General features: G+C 47.8%; 1 protein-coding gene. It reads left to right on the forward strand.

The features are described 5' to 3' along the window. Positions 1–30: 30 nt before the first annotated feature. Positions 31–22,122: a tandem-95 repeat protein gene (locus tag ACED59_RS04530; RefSeq protein WP_371731355.1), complete on the forward strand. Its 22,092-nt coding sequence runs from the start codon at positions 31–33 to the stop codon at positions 22,120–22,122. Positions 22,123–22,236: the final 114 nt, after the last annotated feature.

Genomic DNA, 22,236 nt, shown 5'->3' on the forward strand with positions numbered 1-22,236 from the left:
ATCAGTTAGCTAGTAGCAACGGAGGCTGTAATGGCAGGCGAAAATAACCAAAACAACCAAAATGAAGATCTCAATGACGCGGTAGAACAAACGGACACGAACGACGCGGGTACGCCCTCCCAACAGCAGAATCAACAAAATCAACAAAATACGATTGCGTCGACAATAGCGACGGGTGCTGAAAACACGGATGCGGCTGACGAGGTTAACCAGGCTTTAGAAGACAATCCGAGTGGCGCAGGTAATGCTGAAGATGCGTCGGCTTCTGGTGCGGCTGTTCAAGACGAGACGCCAGAAAGCGATGGAGATTCAGACGCAGCACAATCCAATGTAGTCGGTGGTGCGGCTTCGGAAGCTGGCTCGGACAATGCTGCTGGCAGTGGTGGCGGAGCAGGTGCTGGCGCTCAAGCAGTAGGTGGCGATAACGCAGAGTCTGCGACAGGTGGAGCAGACGCTGAAGGTAATGAAGAACAAGGCCAAGCTGCACGTACCTCTGCAGCGTCGAGTTCTACATCTTCTGAATCGGGTGAGCAACAAGTCGGTGACGACCTCGATTCACAGACAGTCGAAGAGACATTTGCCGTTGATGTTCAAGCTTCAGATGAAGAGACCATCAGTGAAGTAGAGGATGACTTTGATTCTGAAACAGTAAGCGAAACGTTCAAAATCCAAGTAGAAAGTGAAAATGATGCGCCAGAAGCTGAACAAGATCTGGCTTACATCATGGATGAAGATGGCTCCATAACATTCACTCAAGAACAATTACTCGAATACGCAAGTGATGTAGATGGGGACGAGCTTGTTGCTTCCAACGTTCAAGTTGGTGCAGATGCAACCGTTCAAGATAATGGTGATGGTACTTTCACCGTTGTTCCTTCAGCTGACTTTAATGGTGAACTTGGCCTTACTTTCGACATCAGTGATGGCCAAGAAACGATTAGTAGCGCAATTGATTTAACGGTACGTCCTATTAATGACGCGCCGGTTCCTGAAGATAAAACGTTTGAAATTGAGGAAGACGGAACTCTTGTCTTCACCGACGCTGATCTTCTTTCTGGTGCGACGGACATTGAAGGTGACAACCTTACTGTTGAAGGTGTGACTTACGATGGCGGCGACGGCATTCTTACCGACAACGGTAATGGTACTTACACCTTTGCGCCGAATGAAAACTTCAATGGCGATGTAAACTTCGGTTTTGATGTGTCAGATGGCACTGATACGGTAGCTGCAAACATCGACGTAAGCGTAACAGCAGTCGATGATGCACCAGTATCTGGCGACCTTGCTTACTCAGTCGATGAAGACGGTTCGATTCGTTTAAGCCAAGAGCAATTACTATCACAAGCATCTGACGTAGAAGGCGATGATCTAACTGCTAGTGGCCTAACGGTTGGTGGTGATGCGACAGTTACTCAAAACGACGATGGCAGCTTTACCATCACGCCAGATGCGAACTTCAATGGTGACATCGATATCAGCTTTGATATCTCAGATGGCACTAACACGGTTCAAGCTTCTGCCGATTTAACCGTTAACCCAATCAATGACTTGCCAGTCCCTCAAAATCAACAATTCAGCGTTGAAGAAGATGGCACGTTAATCTTCACCGATGCAGACTTGTTAACAGGTGCAACGGACATTGAAGGCGATAACCTTACGGTTGAAGGTGTGACCTACGATGGCGGCGACGGTATCCTTACTGACAACGGCAATGGTACGTACACCTTCGCACCGAACGAGAACTTCAATGGTGATGTAAGCTTCGGTTTCGATGTATCTGACGGTACCGATACAGTGTCAGCGAACATCGACGTAAGCGTAACAGCGGTTGATGATGCGCCTGTATCGGGTGACCTAGCGTACTCAATCGACGAAGACGGTTCGATTCGCCTAAGCCAAGAGCAGTTGCTTTCTCAAGCATCTGACGTAGAAGGCGATGACCTGACGGCCAGCGGCCTAACGGTTGGTGGTGATGCAACGGTTGTTGCTAACGACGATGGCAGCTTTACCATCACGCCAGATGAGAACTTCAATGGCGACATCGATATCAGCTTTGATATCTCAGATGGCACTAATACGGTTCAAGCATCGGCTGACCTAACGGTTAACCCAGTAAATGATTTACCAGTTCCTCAAGATCAGCAGTTCAGCGTTGAAGAAGACGGTACACTTATCTTCACCGATGCAGACCTGTTAACAGGCGCTACCGACATCGAAGGTGACAACCTTACTGTTGAAGGTGTGACCTACGATGGTGGCGACGGTATCCTTACCGACAACGGTAATGGTACATACACCTTTGCGCCGAACGAGAACTTCAATGGCGATGTAAACTTCGGTTTCGATGTATCTGACGGTACCGATACAGTGTCAGCGAACATCGACGTAAGCGTAACAGCGGTTGATGATGCACCAGTGTCTGGCGACCTAGCGTACTCAATCGACGAAGACGGTTCGATTCGTCTAAGCCAAGAGCAACTTTTATCACAAGCATCAGATGTTGAAGGCGATGACCTTACGGCTAGCGGCCTAACGGTTGGTGGTGATGCAACGGTTGTAGCTAACGATGACGGCAGCTTCACCATCACGCCAGATGAGAACTTCAACGGTGACATCGATATCAGCTTCGATATCTCTGATGGTACCAATACGGTTCAAGCATCGGCTGACCTAACCGTTAACCCAGTAAATGATTTACCAGCACCTCAAGATCAACAGTTCAGCGTTGAAGAAGACGGTACACTTATCTTCACCGATGCAGACCTGTTAACAGGCGCGACTGACATCGAAGGTGACAACCTTACTGTTGAAGGTGTGACCTACGACGGTGGCGACGGTATTCTTACCGACAACGGCAATGGCACGTATACCTTTGCTCCGAATGAAAACTTCAATGGCGATGTAAACTTCGGCTTCGATGTGTATGACGGTACCGATACGGTATCTGCCAATATCGATGTGAGTGTTACAGCGGTTGATGATGCACCTGTATCGGGTGACCTAGCGTACTCTGTGGACGAAGACGGTTCTATCCGCCTAAGCCAAGAGCAGCTGCTTTCTCAAGCGTCAGATGTTGAGGGCGATGACCTGACAGCCAGCGACCTGACGGTTGACGGCGATGCAACAGTCGTTGCTAACGATGACGGCAGTTTTACCATCACGCCAGATGAGAACTTCAATGGTGACATCGATATCAGCTTCGATATTTCTGATGGTACCAATACCGTTCAAGCTTCAGCAGATTTAACCGTTAACCCAATCAATGACCTGCCAGTACCTCAAGATCAACAGTTCAGTATTGCAGAAGACGGTACTTTACTGTTCACAGACGCGGATCTGCTTACAGGCGCGACAGACATTGAAGGTGATAACCTGACGGTTGAAGGTATCACTTATGAAGGCACTGATGGCGTACTGACTGACTTGGGTGAGGGCTCATATAGCTTTGCGCCAAACGAAAACTTCAATGGTGATGTGAGCTTTAGCTTCGATGTGTCAGACGGTACAGATACGGTGTCTGCAAACATTGATGTTAGCGTGACTCCTGAGAACGATCCGCCAGTTGCGGGCTCAACGTCTTACACGGTGAATGAAGACAATTCGATTACCATTTCTGATGCACAACTATTGGCAACATCTTCAGATATTGAAGGTGATGTATCCATAGACAGCGTGACTTACTCTGGTAGTGACGGTGTCCTCGAAATTAATGGTAACGGCACTTACACCTTCTCGCCAAATGAGAACTTCAGCGGTGAAATTGCACTGGATGTGGTTGTTGCTGATGAAAGTGGTGCGACTGACGCGACGACAGCGGGTATCAATGTTCTTGAAGTGAACGATCCGCCGGTTGCAGGACCAACGTCTTACACCATTGATGAAGATTCAGTACTGACCTTCAGCGAGTCTCAAGTGTTGCTTAATGCCTCAGATGTAGAAGGGGATGTTGAGCTTGTTGGTATTAGCTACGATGGCCCTGAGGGCATCTTCTCAGTAAATGGTGATGGCACTTGTAGCTTCGCTCCGAATGAGAACTTTAATGGCCAAGTTCAGCTTGATGTCACCATTCGTGATGAAGATGGTGCAGAGGTTGAAACCGTCATCAATGTTGACGTACTGCCAATCAATGATGCGCCAGTATCGGGTGATTTGGCTTACAACGTTAACGAAGATGGTTCAATCACATTGAGCCAAGAACAGCTGTTGTCTCAAGCGTCCGATGTTGAAGGCGAAGACCTAACCGCGAGCGACTTAACGGTTGGTCGTGATGCGACGGTTGTAGCTAACGATGACGGCAGCTTCACGATTACGCCAGATGAGAACTTCAATGGTGACATTGATATTCAATTCAACATCACTGATGGTACTGACACAGTTCAAGCAACCGCCGATCTTACTGTTAACCCAGTTAATGACTTGCCGGTTCCTCAAGATCAACAATTCAGTATTGCAGAAGACGGTACGCTGCAATTTACAGATGCCGACTTACTTACCGGTGCCACCGATATTGATGGCGACGACTTAACCGTTGAAGGTATTAGCTATACAGGTGGTGATGGCGTACTGACCGACCACGGTGATGGTACTTATACCTTTGCGCCAAATGAAAACTTCAATGGCGATGTGAACTTTAGTTTCGATGTGTCTGATGGCACAGAAACGGTCAGCGCTAACATTGATGTCAGTGTGACGCCTGAGAACGATCCGCCAGTTGCGGGTTCAACCTCATACATGGTCAACGAAGACAATGCCATCACAATCTCTGATGAGCAGTTGCTAGCAAACTCTTCTGACGTTGAAGGTGCCGTGTCGGTTGACAGCGTCACTTACAGCGGCACAGATGGTGTGTTCCAAGATAATGGTGACGGCAGTTACACCTTCCTTCCTAATGAAAACTTCAATGGTGATATCAGCCTTGATGTTATTGTTGCCGATGAAGACGGTTCGATTGATGAAACCACTGCGGGCATCACCGTTCTAGAAGTGAATGATCCACCGGTTGCGGGTCCAACGTCATACACCATTGACGAAGATTCGGTTCTGACGTTCAGTGAATCTCAGATTCTTGTGAATGCTTCGGATATCGAAGGCGATGTAGAACTCGTTGGCATTAACTACGATGGCTCTGACGGTATCTTCACTGTAAATGGTGATGGTACATGCAGCTTTGCACCCAACGAAAACTTCAATGGTCAGGTTCAACTGGGTGTGACCATTCAAGATGAAGATGGCGCAACGGTTGAAACACACATTAACGTTGATGTATTGCCAATCAATGATGCGCCAGTATCGGGCGATTTGGCTTACACCATCAATGAAGATAGCTCTATCACGCTAAGCCAAGAGCAATTGCTAGCACGAGCAGGTGATATCGATAGCGACAACTTAGAAGCTATCAATCTATCTACTGATGAAAATGCGACCATCCAACACAATGGTGATGGCAGCTACACCATTACACCTAACGCCGACTACAACGGTGACCTAGACCTGAACTTCGATATCATCGATAACGATGGTGGTTCAGTTCAAGTTGGCCTAGACATTACCGTGAATCCGGTTAATGACTTGCCACAAGTGCAAGATCAACAGTTCACGATTGAAGAAGACGGTACCTTACTCTTCACCGATGCTGACCTGCTTGCCGGCGCGTCAGATATTGATGGTGACGAGCTGTCGATTGAAAACGTGCTCTACACAGGTGCAGATGGTGTTCTTAGCGATAATGGCGACGGCACATACAGCTTTGCACCAAACGAGAACTTCAATGGTGATGTTCAATTCTCATTCGATGTCTCTGACGGTACTGATTCAACATCAGCTGTTATTGATGTCAGCGTAACGCCTGAGAATGATCCACCGGTAGCTGGCTCGACATCTTACACCGTTCAAGAAGATGGCCAAATCACGATCAGTGATGAGCAACTATTGGCAAACTCTTCCGATGTAGAAGGCGATGTATCACTGTCAGGAGTATCGTACTCCGGTGATGACGGCTCTTTTGTTGATAATGGCAATGGTACTTACACCTTTACGCCAAATGAAAACTTCGATGGTGATATTTCACTAGACGTTGTTGTCGTTGACGAAGACGGCGCAACCGCAACCACAAACGCTGGCATTGATGTTATTGCTGTGAATGACGGTCCTGAAACGTCTGGCATTCAGGCAGAGGTAGACGAAGATAATTCCATCACTATTACTCAAGAGCAGTTGCTTGCAAACGCAACCGACATTGAAGGTGATGAGTTAACGGCATCTAACCTACAAACCAACGATCCTGACGCGACAATTGTTACTAATGACGATGGTTCATTCACCATAACGCACACAGAAAACTTCAATGGCGAGTTGGACTTCACATACAACATCAGTGATGGTGAGAATGAAGTTCTGACGACACTCGACTTGACGGTTAATCCTGTCAACGATGCGCCGGAAGCGGGCGATGAAATATTCATCCAAGCGCAAGAAGACCAAACGGTTGGTGTGACGCTTCGTGAAGAACCTGCACTACGTTTAGATCAAGCGCCAGAAAACGGCATCATTGAAGCGAATGTCAATGACGAATGGGTGGTGCTGGAGGTAGGACAAGAAGTTCCTGCAGATACCGAAGTACGCTTTGTTCCTAGTGAAGATGCTCTTGCTGAAGGTACGCACACCACACAAATCGGTACATTTGACGATAACGCGAGTGTGGATGATTGGGGTACAGAAGTTGACCCTTATACGCGTGAGTTCTCGGATGGCGACTTAACGGTAACTGTTCAAAGTAACGATGACCCTCTTGGTGCCTGGAATGGTAACACCCACATAGGTCATGGTATCGGTGATACAGACCGCCAAGGCCTAAGTGGTGATGAGAAACTGACAGTTTCGGTTGAAGGTCAAGACATCAATGAAATCAGCTTCCACCTTGATGGTTTGGGTGGCTGGTTCATGGAAGAGTCTCGTCACTTTACAGAAGTAGAAATCAAAGCGTTCAATGAGGATGGCGACCTAATTGACTCGATGACTTACCACAAAGAAGACCGTGGTACTTTCGAGACAGATTACACGCTAACGGTTGATCAACCGGTGTCTTACTTTGAGCTTGGTACCGTGCAAGGTAATGGTACTTACGTCGTTCAAAACATGACAGTGTCACAAACTTTTCATGATGAAGCTGTGTTTACATCGATTGGTGTAGACGGTTCAGAAATCACCGAAACGGTTGAGTTGAACATCCATGCGGGTGACAACGAAATCGAACTAACGGCTGATCTTCCGAATATTACTGTCGATACCGATGGTTCTGCCCAGTTTGCTTCGGTTGTGATTACCGAAGAGCAACTACTGGCGCAAGCATCTGATATTGATGGCGACGACCTTGATATTGAAAATCTAGAACTAGTGGGTGAAAACTCAGAGCATGCAACACTCACCGATAATGGTGATGGCACTTGGACGGTAACACCGGATGAAAACTTCCATGGTGAAATCGAACTTGGTTACCAAGTTACCGATGGTGAGCTGACAGACAGCAATATCATCAACATCAACTTCGAATCAGTAAATGATGCGCCAATCGTTTCTGGCCCGATTGTTTTATCGACAGATGAAGATCAAGGTATCACGTTCAGTGCAGATGACTTGCTAGCGAACACCACAGATGTGGAAGGCGATACGCTGTCTATTTCTGACATCACTTACGGTGGTGATAACGGTGACTTGGTCGACAACGGCGATGGTACGTTTACCTTCATGCCGAATGAAAACTTCAATGGTGAAATCGACATCGACTACAAGGTATTTGATGGTACTGATGAAGTTGCAACGCATCTAGACCTAACGGTTGTACCGGTCAATGATGTGCCAGTTCCGGGCGAACCATTGCACACCCAAATGCTTGAAAACGGCTCCATGATCATCGAAGCGAAAGACCTATTGTCTGGTGCTACCGATGTTGATGGCGACATTCTTCACGTCGAAAACCTATTACTCGCAGACCAAACGCAAGGTACGTTAACGGATAATGGCGATAACACGTTCACCTTCGAGCCTGCAGAGAACTTCTCTGGTGAAGTGAATCTGACCTTCGATATCAGTGATGGTCAAGCAAGCGCGCCAAGCACTGCAAGAGTTGACGTTGAAATTGTCAACGATGGCCCAGAGGTTAGTGGCCCAATTGAAGCCGCTGTTGATGAAGATGGGTCAATCACTATCACTCAAGAGGATCTGTTAGCGAATGCAACCGATGTGGATGGCGATAACCTTGAAGCGGTTAACTTTGCGACCAACGATCCAAATGCGGTTGTTGTAGAAAATCCAGACGGTAGCTTCACGATTACACCAAGTGCAGATTTCTTTGGTGAGATTGAATTTACTTACGATGTCACTGACGCGATTGAGACCGTGGCTGCCGACCTCAACCTAACCGTAAACCCAATCAATGATGCACCAGACGTGCCTGACATGTCTTTCGCTACGGAAGATGGTCAAGCGATTACTATTACCGAAGCTGAGTTACTAGCACAAGCGACAGACGTTGAAGGTGATGAACTGTCTGTGGTGAATGTGACGAGCGCAAGCGACACGGTAGAAGTCACAGACAATGGCGATGGAACATACACATTAACACCAGAGCAGGGCTTCTTCGGTAATGTCGACTTAGCGTTTGATGTGAGCGATGGCACTGATGTAGTTGCCGCAAACATCGACCTAAAAGTTGAGTTCGTCAACGATGCGCCAGAAGCGACGCCAATGGTGGCAGATGTCGACGAAGATGGTTCAATCCTCGTTACACAAGAAATGCTGTTGGAGAATGCGAGCGACCAAGATGGCGATCAGCTATTTGCTTCTTTGCTTGAAACCAACGATCCGAACGCCAGCATTGTAGACAATGGTGATGGCACGTACACAGTGACACCTTCTGAAAACTTCAATGGTGATATTGCATTCACTTATGAGGTGAGCGACGGTGAGCTGAGCACGTCTAATGATATGACATTGACCGTGAATCCGGTGAATGACATTCCAATTGTTGCTCCAGGCATGTACCACATTGAAGAAGATGGCAGCATCCTGTTTACTCAAGAGGATCTGTTGAGTGGTGCGATTGATATTGATGGCGATGACCTCAGTGTTACTAGCATCAATTACTCTGGCGATGAAGGTACAGTCACCGATAACGGCGATGGCACGTTCAGCTTCGTTCCTGAAGAGCATTTCAGTGGTGATCTGCAGTTCAGCTTTACTGTGACGGACGGTACGGATGAGGTTGAACAAGACCTTAACGTTCATATTGAAGCAGTTGCGGATGCGCCTGACCTAGTGATAACCGATGGCGACGGCGTTAACGTTGATGACCAAGCTATTTTGGTTGAGCCCGGCGGCATTGTTGAGCTTAATATTGCGGCTGCGCTAGTAGACCAAGATCTATCAGAAACACTGACGGTAACAGTAGATGGTGTACCAGAAGGGTCGGTTATCCAATACGATAACGAAGGCGTTCTGAATGACCAAGAAAACGGTATCACCAGTTACAACGATACTGAAATCACAGTAACGTTTGAAGGCGAAACCGCGGGATACCAAAACGCAGCGGGTTACTACAAAGTCGATGAAGACGGCAACATCACAGGTGTTGAAGTTGTCTACGAGAATGCATCACAAGTGGGTGGCGGCGGTGACCTTGTCCCTGGACAAGATCAGTTCAGCTTCCAAGTCGAGGAAGGTGAGAGCTTTAACCTGTTCTTAATTCCAAACGGACATCAGCACAATGACTTTGATGCGATGCAAGACGGTCAGTACGAGTTCCGTGCTGAGGATGGTTCGCCTGCGAACATGGATACGGTTGATCCTCAACTTGTCTTTGTTGCGGTAGATGGCACTGAGACCGTGGTTCAAGGCCAGAATGGTGACGCGATCTTCCATGGTGGTTCAAGCTCTCAGCTAAACCAAGATGGTATCGAACATACTCGCACTACGGTTAATGAAGACGGCGAGCTGGTTTACGGCTTTGAAGATTTGTATGGCGGCGGTGATGCTGACTACACAGATTTCAACTTCACAATCGATGTGGGTGAAGTGAACAGCCAAATCTACAGCGGTGAAGTGACCGTTGGCCCTGATGGTACGGTGAACTTACCGACAACGGCTATCGAAAATTCACTACAAATCCAGTTACCAGAAGACTTCAACGAACAGCTTGAAGTTCATGTAACTGCAACCGCAACAGAGCTATCGAATGATGATTCTGAAACGGTCTCTCAAACCATCTACATTAACGCGACAGGCGCGCACATTGAGCACGCACCTGAAGCGCTGCCTGTTGCAGCAACAGTAGAAGAAGATGGTTCTATCACCATTACGCAAGAAGACTTGTTAGCTAATGCTCGTGATCTCGATGGCGATCAGCTGACGGCTCTGAATTTAGCAACCGATGATGAGAGCGTTACGATTACCGATAACGGTGATGGAACGTACACATTAACGCCAGAAGCTGATTTCAATGGCGATGTTAACTTTACGTTTGATGTGTCTGATGGTGATGATGTTGTCTCTACCAACCTAGAGCTAACAGTTTCACCAGTGAACGATGGTCCAGAAGCACAAGACCAGGCATTCACAGTTGGTGAAGATGGCGTGTTAACTTTCAATGACCAAGACCTATTAACGGGCGCGACGGACATTGAAGGGGACGACCTAAGTGTTGAAGGTGTAACTTACACTGGCGCAGATGGTGTCCTAACCGACAATGGCGATGGCACATACAGCTTCGCGCCAAACGAAAACTTCAATGGCGATGTGAACTTCTCGTTCAATGTATCAGATGGTACCGATACGGTAACCGCTAACATTGATGTGAACGTTACGCCAGAGAATGACCCTCCGGTTGCGGGTAGTACGTCTTACACGGTTCATGAAGACAACTCTATTACAATCAGTAACGAACAACTGCTAGCGAACTCTTCGGATATTGAAGGCGAAGTCGCAATTGATAACGTTACTTACAGTGGTAGCGACGGTGTTCTGGAAATCAACGGTGACGGTACATACACCTTCTCGCCAAACGAGAACTTTAATGGCGAAGTTAGCCTAGATGTTGTCGTGACGGATGAAGATGGAGCGACCGAAGCAACAACGGCGGGCATTACTGTCCTTGAGGTGAACGATCCGCCAGTTGCTGGCCCAACGTCATACACCATCGATGAAGATTCAGTACTGACTTTCAATGAGTCTCAAGTTCTGCTGAACGCTTCTGATATTGAAGGTGATGTTGAGCTTGTTGAGATCAACTACGATGGCCCAGACGGTATCTTCTCAATCAATGGTGACGGTACATGTAGCTTCGCTCCGAATGAAAACTTCAACGGCCAAGTTCAATTGGATGTAACCATTCAAGATGAAGACGGCGCTCAAGTTGATACTCATATTACGGTTGATGTCCTACCAATCAATGATGTTCCAGTATCAGGAGACTTGGCATACAGCGTAGAGGAAGACGGTTCGATTACCTTGAGCCAAGAGCAGCTTCTTTCTCAAGCAAGCGATGTAGATGGCGACGACCTGACTGCTTCTAACTTGATTGTTGATGGAGACGCGACGGTTGTTGCTAACGATGACGGCAGCTTTACCATTACGCCAGATGCGAACTTCAATGGTGACATTGACCTAACGTTCGACATTAGCGACGGTACAGACACGCTGGTTGCGACGGCTGACCTCACCGTTAATCCAGTTAATGACCTTCCACAACCACAAGACCAAACGTTCAGCATCGGTGAAGACGGCATCTTGAACTTCACTGATGAAGACTTGCTAACAGGGGCGACCGATATCGATGGGGATGACCTATCGGTTGAAGGTGTGACTTACACAGGTGCCGACGGTGTTCTTACTGACAATGGCGACGGAAGCTACAGCTTTGCGCCAAACGAGAACTTCAATGGTGATGTGAACTTCAGTTTTGATGTGTCAGATGGCACGGATACCGTTCAGGCCAACATTGATGTCAGCGTGACACCAGAGAACGATCCGCCTGTTGCGGGTAGCACGTCTTACACAGTTCATGAAGACAACTCAATTACCATCAGCGATGAGCAGCTTCTAGCTAACTCTTCGGATATTGAAGGTGATGTGGCAGTCGATAGCGTTACTTACACTGGCGCTGATGGTGTCTTTGAAGACAACGGTGACGGCACTTATACTTTCTCGCCAAACGAGAACTTCAATGGTGATGTGAGCTTAGCGGTTATTGTTACCGATGAAGAAGGGGCAACAGAAGCGACCACAGCGGGAATCACTGTACTTGAGGTGAACGATCCGCCAATCGCAGGCTCAACCAGTTACTCAGTAAATGAAGATGAAGTTATCACCATCAGTGCAGAGCAACTGTTGACGAACTCTTCGGATATTGAAGGCGAAGTGGCGATTGATAGCGTTACTTACACAGGCGCTGACGGTATATTTACCGACAATGGTGACGGAACATTCAGCTTCGCACCAAACGCTAACTTCGATGGCGATGTAAGCCTTGATGTTGTCGTTACTGATGAAGAAGGCGCAACCGTAGCAACCAACGCAAGCATTGATGTTCTGCCTGTTAACGATGCTCCGGTATCGGGCGACTTGGCGTACAGCGTGGACGAAGATGGTTCAATTACCTTGAGCCAAGAGCAATTACTTGCTCAAGCGAACGATGTTGACGGCGATGACTTAACAGCGGCTAATCTAACTGTTGGTGGTGATGCGATAGTCACTGCAAACGATGATGGTAGTTTCACTATCACGCCAGATGCGAACTTCAATGGCGACATTGATTTGAACTTCGACATTACCGATGGTGATGCGACGCTTCAAGCAACGGCTGATCTAACGGTTAACCCAGTTAATGACTTGCCAACAGTCGGTGAGCCACAATTTGTGACTCAAGAAGACACCAGCTTTACCTTCACTGAAGAACAACTGCTGCAAAATGCGGGCGACATTGATGGCGATAACCTATCGGTTGAAAATGTTGCTTCAAATAGCGGTACTTTGGTTGATAACGGCGACGGCACTTACACATTCGCACCGAATGAAAACTTCGACGGTAATGTGAATGTGACGTTCGATGTGAATGACGGTACCGCGACAGTACCAGCAGAAGCGACAATTGATGTTCAATCTGCGGTTGATATGCCAGAGCTGTCGATTGCGTCTGACTTGGTCATTGCTTCAGACAACTTCGAGTCTGGCTCAAACGGTTGGAATACCGGTACTGAAAGCTCACAAGGCTTCGAATCAGGTGACATGCTAGGTCGTATTGGTGGAACTGGTGGCGATGAAGCTGTCAGCAAAACTTACGACATTCCAAGTGATGTGAGCGAAGTTAATATCTCGTTCAGTTTCTACGAAATTGATTCTTGGGATGGTGAGTCATTCCAAATCTTTGTCGGCGGCGAAGAGCTTACTTCGTTAGATAACTCGGCGTTCCAAACTCAAGATGGCACTACAACGTTGTACGATTCAGCGGGCAATGAAGTCGGTGAAGTTGTTCACGGCGTGTCGCAAGGTGAAGGCTTCAGTGGTTGGAACGACCAAGCACACCAAATCAACCTAACGGTACCCGTTGAAGACGGCCAACTTGAGTTAGGCTTCGGTTCAACCTTGAATCAAGGTGTAAGTGATGAGTCGTTTGGCATCGATAACATTGAAATCACAGTGTCTGACGCGGATTACCAAATCATTGGTACCGAAGATACACCTGTACCACTTGATATTGATGCGGCGCTTACTGATACCGATGGTTCAGAAAACCTTGCTATTTTGATTGAAGATGTGCCGGAAGGCAGCTCGCTTTCTGCAGGTACCGATAACGGTGATGGCACATGGTCATTGCAACCAGGCGAGCTAGAAGGGCTAGAGTTTATCCCTTCAGGTGACTTCAATGGTGATGTGGTTCTAACTGTAAATGCGACATCGACTGATGTTGATACGGGCACCACCGCGACGGCAACCCAAGATGTGACGATTCATATCTCGCCAGCGAATGATGCTCCAGAAGTTGATGGTGACATCAGTGCTGTGACAGCCGAAGACAACAGCATCACGCTAACTCAAGAGCAGTTGCTAGAGCACGCTGTTGACATTGATGGTGATGATTTATCAGCAATCAACCTAACTACCAATGATGAAAATGCGACCGTTCAAATGAACGACGATGGCAGCTTCACCATTACACCGAGTGAAAACTTCAACGGTAATATCGAATTTAGTTACGATGTAACCGATGGAGAAGACATGGTCGCGGCTGGCCTAGACTTGACGGTAACACCTGTCAATGATGCGCCAGAGCCACAAGACCAAGCATTCACTATTGGTGAAGATGGGGTTCTTAACTTCACTGACGCTGACCTGTTAACGGGTGCGACGGATGTTGAAGGTGATGACCTAACAGTCGAAGGTGTGACATACACTGGTGCTGATGGTGTGCTTACCGACAATGGTGACGGAAGCTACAGCTTTGCGCCAAACGAGAACTTCAATGGTGATGTGAACTTCAGCTTTGATGTGTCAGATGGCACGGATACGGTTCAAGCCAACATTGATGTGAGCGTGACGCCTGAGAACGATCCACCAGTGGCGGGTAGCACGTCTTACACTGTGCATGAAGACAACTCAATCACGATCAGTAACGAACAGCTATTAGCCAACTCTTCAGATATTGAAGGTGAGGTTGCGATTAATAGCGTGACTTACACTGGCAGTGACGGTGTGTTCGAAGACAACGGTGACGGCACTTACACCTTCTCGCCAAACGAGAACTTCAATGGTGATGTGAGCTTAGCGGTTGTTGTTACCGATGAAGAAGGGGCAACAGAAGCGACCACCGCGGGAATCACCGTACTTGAGGTGAACGATCCGCCAATCGCAGGCTCAACCAGCTACTCAGTCAACGAAGATGAAGTTATCACCATCAGTGCAGAGCAACTGTTGGCGAACTCTTCTGATATTGAAGGTGAAGTGGCGATTGATAGTGTTACTTACACAGGCGCTGACGGTATCTTTACTGACAACGGCAACGGCACATTCAGCTTTGCACCGAACGCAAACTTCGATGGCGATGTTAGCCTAGATGTAGTGGTGACAGATGAAGACGGTGCGACAGTAGCCACCAGCGCAAGTATTGATGTTCTTCCAATTAATGATCCACCAGTATCGGGTGACTTGGCATACAGCATTGATGAAGATGGTTCGATTACTCTGACTCAAGAGCAGTTGCTGTCTCAAGCATCTGATGTGGATGGCGATGATCTGACCGCAAGCAACTTAAGCGCAGGCGATAATGCAACCGTTGTTGATAATGGCGATGGCACCTTTACGGTAACGCCAGATGCGAACTTCAATGGCGATATCGACCTAAGCTTTGATATTTCGGACGGCACCGAGTCGATTGTGGCGAACGCCGATCTGACGGTAAACCCAGTCAACGACTTGCCAACGACATCTGATGTTTATGCGAACGTTGATGAAGATAATGTCATCACTATCACACAGGAGCAGTTACTTGCGAATGCCGCTGATATTGAGGGCGATGACCTTGTCGCTTCCGACTTAACCCTAGTGGGCGACGATGCAACGATTGTCGACAATGGCGATGGCACGTTCTCAATCACTCCAAGCGAAAACTTCAATGGCTACATCGATGTTGCCTACAGCATCAGCGATGGCGACACACCAATTGCCGCTAACTTAGGCTTAACCGTTGACCCAGTTAACGACGCGCCCATTGTTTCTGCTGATGTGGCGATAACCATTGAAGAAGACGGTTCATACACCATTACTCAAGAAGAGCTCCTGCAATTCGCGACTGACATCGAAGACGATGACATGACCGCAATTATTGGAGAGCAAGGCGATGAAACGACCGTTACCGGTACTGTGTTGGATGCTGAAACTGGTAATCCAATCGCAGGTGCGGATGTTACGCTAACCGACAACGCAGGTCATTCTTACACGGCGGAGACGGATCAATCCGGCAACTACTCTGTGAGCGGTCCTGTTGTTGACCAAGGTACCGTCACTATTGAACAAGAAGGCTCTATTACTAGCAGCTTCCTAGTTCCAGCAGGCGAAGATACCAACGGTGGCGTAACCGCTATATCCGAAGTACTTGAAGAAACAGATATGCGTATCGTGGTCACATGGGGTGACAGCCCACGTGATATGGACAACCACCTATGGCTCTACGATACAGAGAATGGCAGTGAGCTAGACCATATTTACTATCGCGACATGAGCCATGATTTGGGTGAAGGTAATGTCGTTCAGCAAGATGTAGATGACACGAATGGCGGTGGTCCTGAAACCATCACTATTCCAAATTATCAAGATGCTGACATGCACTATTCAGTACACAACTACACCAGCAGAAGTTGGGATGTAGATGGTGTTGAAGATGTACAGGTTCAGGTATTTGTTGGCGATACATTGGTTGAAACCTTTAGCCCTGATTTATCTGAAAGCCCATCGGGTGACCACTGGCATGTATTCGATATCGTGAACGGCGTTATTGTTCCAAGCCAAGATGTAGGCACTCAAAATGCATTCGACTTGCCAACGGCAGAAGAAGCGCTCGCGAATGAAAACGGCATTGATATCTCTGAATTGCTAACGGGCGATGAAGGTGATGACTCTGGTGATACGGGTGGAAACGAACCAAGTGTTGGAGATGTTTCCATTGAGAACGCTCTTATCACTGACAATGGTGATGGTACTTACACCATTACACCGGAAGAGAACTTCAATGGTGAATTCTCGATTAGCTACAACGTAGACGATGGCAACGGTGGGGTTACGCCTGCGGAACTAGACGTGACCGTAACAGCAGTTAACGACCTTTCTGTAATTTACGACCACGACTACACCATTAATGAAGATGGCTCGCTGACTTTTACCGATGAACAGCTACTGACTGGTGCAACGGATATTGACGGCGATGATCTTTCTGTCGAGTCGGTTAACTACGAAGGCGCAGACGGTGTGTTCACGGATAACGGTGACGGTACTTATACCTTTGCTCCAAACGAGAACTTCAATGGTAATGTCGACCTAACTTACGATGTGAGCGATGGTACAGATGTTGTATCGGCGAATATTGATGTTCAAGTGGTTCCAATCAACGACGTACCGGTAGCAGGTTCTACAACTTACAGCGTTGAAGAAGACGGCAGTATTACCCTAAGCGATGCACAACTTCTGGCGAACAGCTCGGACGTTGAAGGGGAAGTGTTTGTCAGCGATGTAAGCTACAGCGGCACTGATGGTGTATTCACTGATAATGGTGATGGTACTTACACCTTTGCTCCAAACGAAAACTTTAACGGTGACATCAGTCTTGATGTATCTGTTATGGATGAAGATGGCGCAACCGCTGAAACAACCGCAGGTATCGACGTCATTGCTGTTAATGACTTGCCGGTTGCAGGTTCAACGACCTACAGCGTTGACGAAGATAACGTGATTACCATCTCTGAAGCACAGCTTCTTGCGAACAGCTCAGACATTGAAGGTGATGTATCCGTTAGCGACGTTTCCTACTCAGGCGCAGACGGTATATTTACTGACAATGGTGATGGTACATACAGCTTTGCTCCAAATGAAAACTTCAACGGCAATGTCAGCCTAGATGTCACCGTTGCTGATGAAGAGGGTGCAACGGCTGAAACCACTGCGGGTATTGAAGTTATCGCGGTTAACGACGCGCCAGTGTCAAGTGACTTGGCTTACTCTGTGGATGAAGACGGTTCAATCACACTAAGCCAAGAGCAGCTGCTTGCTCAAGCATTGGATGTGGACGGCGATGATCTTACCGCTGCCAACCTAACTGCGGGTGATAACGCTACCGTTACGGCAAACGATGATGGTTCATTTACCATTACTCCGGATGCCGACTTCAATGGCGACATTGACCTTAGCTTCGACCTTTCTGATGGTACTGAAACGGTTGTTGCAACGGCCGACCTTACTGTGAATCCAGTGAATGATATTGCGGTTGTAGAAGATGTCGCTTACACCGTTGAAGAAGACGGTTCACTTACCTTTACAGACGAGCAACTGCTAGCGGGTGCCTCTGATATTGATGGTGACGAGCTTTCAGTTGCCGATGTGTCTTACACTGGCTCAGAGGGTGTGTTCACCGACAATGGCGATGGCACTTACACCTTTGCTCCAAACGAAAACTTCAATGGTGAAGTAAGTCTGGACTTCTCAGTATCTGACGGTACAGAGACGGTTGATGCAAACATCGACGTAACGGTAACAGACGTTAACGATGCACCAGTGGCAGGCGCAACGTCTTACCAAATGAACGAAGATGGCACTATTACATTGAGCCCTGAGCAGTTGATTGCTAATAGCTCCGATGTGGACGGTGAAGTGTCGCTTGATAGCGTGAGCTACTCAGGTGCAGACGGTATCTTGGTTCAAAATGAAGATGGTTCGGTAACGTTCGCACCAAACGAAAACTTTAACGGCGACATCAACCTTGATGTGACGGTTATTGATGACGACGGTGCGACGGCTCAGACTACCGCTGGTATTGAAGTTATTGCAGTTAACGACGCACCAGTGGCCGGAAACGTGGCTTACTCGGTTGATGAAGATGGTTCAATTACGCTATCTCAAGAGCAGTTGCTGGCTAACGCATCCGATGTTGATGGTGATGCACTAACCGCAAGCAACCTATCTGCGGGTGATAATGCGACTGTAACAGCGAACGAAGATGGTTCATTTACTATCACTCCGGAAGCTGACTTCAACGGCGACATAGACCTAAGCTTCGATGTTTCAGACGGTATCGAGACAGTCCAAGCTGGCGTCGACCTAACGGTTAACCCAGTCAATGACCTACCAACAGCAGAAGACCAAAACTTTACTGTTGAGGAAGATGGAACGCTAATCTTCACGGATGCAGACCTACTAGCAGGTGCTGCAGACATTGACGGCGATGACCTATCTATCGCTGATGTGTCTTACACGGGCGCAGAGGGTGTGTTCACTGACAACGGTGATGGCACTTACAGCTTTGCTCCAAACGAGAACTTCAATGGCGATGTAAACCTTGGCTTCACAGTGTCTGATGGCACTGAGACCGTCGATGCCAATATTGATGTAACGGTAACGGATGTTAATGATGCGCCGGTAGCGGGTTCTACGTCTTACCAAATGAACGAAGATGGCACGATTACTATTAGTCCTGAGCAGTTGATTGCTAATAGCTCTGACGTTGATGGTGAAGTGTCGCTTGAAAGCGTGACTTACTCAGGCTCTGACGGCACCTTGGTTCAAAACGATAACGGGTCTGTGACCTTCACGCCAAACGAGAACTTTAACGGTGATATCAGCCTAGATGTGGTCGTGACCGATGATGACGGTGCAACTGCAACAACAACGGCAGGTATCGAAGTTCTGGCTGTGAACGATGGACCAGAGTCTGAGGAAGTGGAACTAACCACAGCCGAAGACAGCACCATTCTTATCACACAAGACATGTTGTTAGCTCAAGCTACCGACATCGATAACACCGCAGACGAGCTGTCAGCTTCTGGTCTACAAATCGATCCTAGCTTAGGTGAGTTGCTAGATAACGAAGATGGCACTTGGTCATTTACGCCAAACGAAAACTTCAATGGCGATGTGCCAATGACGTTTAACGTTAGCGATGGCCAAGAGACAATTTCAGTCGACGGCAACATCGATGTCACGCCAGTGAATGATGCACCTGAAGCACCAATGATTGAGATGCAAGGCGAAGAAGATGTGGTCATGGTGATTGACCCAGCTTACATCGCGGATCAAGTTACAGACCTTGATGGCGATGAGATCAGCATTGAAAGCATCACAGTTCGAGCTCCAGCGAATGCGGCCTTAACTCAGCAACCAGACGGCATGTATCACTTAGTGACTACTCAAGACTTTAATGGCTTAGTAGAACTGGGTTATCAAGCGACTGACGGTGAAGAAGTGGTTGATGGCTCGCTGAATGTGGATGTCATTCCGGTTAACGACGCACCATTCAATGTCGGCAACGCAATGATGACCACAGACGAAGATGGCGCGTTCACTTTCGATGCTGGCGATTTGATGAACTTGTTCGGTGACATTGATACCGCTGACCTTGTTGTTTCTCGCATTATCACCGCAGACGGTGAAGATGGCGGAGAAGTAACAGACAACGGAGATGGTACTTGGACATTCACACCAACAGGCGACTTTGCGGGTGTTTCTGACCTACAAGTTGTCGTGAGTGACGGTGAGTTTGAAACCGTTCTCGATGTTCCTGTGTTCGTACGTCCTGTCGCAGATGGCGCGGTTATTTCAACTGACCATGACGGTCCATTGGTGTTCGGTGAGGATGAAACCGGTCACTTAGGACTGAATGTTGGCCTAGTCGATGATTCAGAAACACTAAGTAATCTAGTGATGACAGGTTTCCCTGTTGGATTCGAGGTAACAGATGGTGTGAATACCGTGATGATCACCGAGCCGGGTCAATACATCGACCTGTTCGATTGGGATATCTCAAACATTCAAATGACGCCTCCTGAAGATTTCCATGGTGAGTTCTTCGTAACCGTAAGTGCAACAACGGTTGATTACGGAGATGAGCCGGAAGCGTTTGATGATGGTATCGATTCAGGTGATTTCGAAACTGTAGCGGGTGATTCCATCATCCTAACGGCGGACGACCTAATCGGTTTGGCTGAGAATGTGGATGCTGACAGCGATGATGAAGTGAAACTGGTTCATCTTGCCGACCGCAGCCAAGGTGAGATTGTCGATAATGGCGATGGCACTTGGACGTTCACACCAGCACCAGGCTTCACCGGCGAAGCAGATATAGCTTACGTGGTTGATAAAGATGGCGTGCTTCATGACGAGCAAACTGGCGTAGTCGTGAAAGAAGGCGACTCGCAAGAGAATACAGCACCAGAAGTTAACAGTATCATGACGACGGAAATCGCAGCGGATGCAACCTTGTCGTTCACTGATGAAGACATGTTAGCGAACCTGAGCGATGCAGAAAGCGATAGCTTGAGCATTGAGTCAGTAAGCTTGATGGAAGGTCAGGGTGTAATTGAGAGCGATAACCAAGGTAACTATCAATTCACACCTGCTGAAGACTATACCGGCGATGTTCAAGTTGGGTTTATCGCGACCGATGGCGAAAATCGCATCGAAAGCTTCTTCAATGTGGATATCCAAGGTGGCGATGAAGCAGCGGCGAGTGAAGGTTATGCCTTAGCTGATGATGGTTCACTAACTATCACCGAGTCACAGCTGGTGGATGAGTTAGGCGTGAGTGATTCTGCACAAGTTGTTGATGTTGCAGACGCGAACGATGCAGGCTTCTTTGCGGAATCTGGTGAAGGTGAGTGGACTTATTGGCCGAACGAGGACTTCGATGGCAATTTAGCGATGAATGTTGACGTTAACGATGGTGGTGAGGTGTCGAGCCATAGCTTAAGTATCCAAGTAGCCGATGATTCAGTACAAAGTGATGAACCACAAGTTCAAGCTGCTCAAGTAACAGAAGACCAGCAAGTGGAAGTGGCTCAACAAGCTGATGACCAAGCTCAAGATGCTGAAACTGAAGACAGTACAGCAGATGTAACCGCGGCACCGGGCGATACCATCTCTATCTCGATTCCAGATGAGGTGAGTGGTAACGAATCGGTTGATTACGCTGATATGTCGGGCTTACCTGAGGGTTCCACTGTGAGCAACGCACTGGATAACGGTGATGGTAGCTTCACAATCAGTGGCAACTTAGAGCAACCGGTATCCGTTGAACTTCCAGAAGGTTACGAAGGGACTAGCGAAATCCAATTCCAAGGTTACGACGAGTTGGGTAGCTCAATAGACGGAGCAAGCGGTTCTGTTGAAGTTGAGGTCGATGATCAATACACCATGCAAGGTTCTACTCAAGAGCAGCAACCGGACATGGCAGGTATGGAATCTGGAGGCAGCGACTGGACAAGTTCAGGTGGTCAAGATCAAGGTGTTGACTTCACGGATGACTCTGGAAGCTTCGATTCAGATTCTCAAACTGGAACCGATCAAGGCAATGACTTCGACCAAAGCTCGATTTAATCGAGAGGGCTTAGTTTTAGTCTGAACCGACATTTAGTCTAAACCAACAAGTAGATAGGGCGGCGTAAAGTTGCCCTCATTAAAGCCATGTAGAGTTATTGATGCATGGCTTTT

The sequence above is a fragment of the Vibrio sp. FF266 genome (assembly GCF_041439695.1).
Taxonomy (GTDB): Bacteria; Pseudomonadota; Gammaproteobacteria; order Enterobacterales; family Vibrionaceae; genus Vibrio; species Vibrio tasmaniensis_A.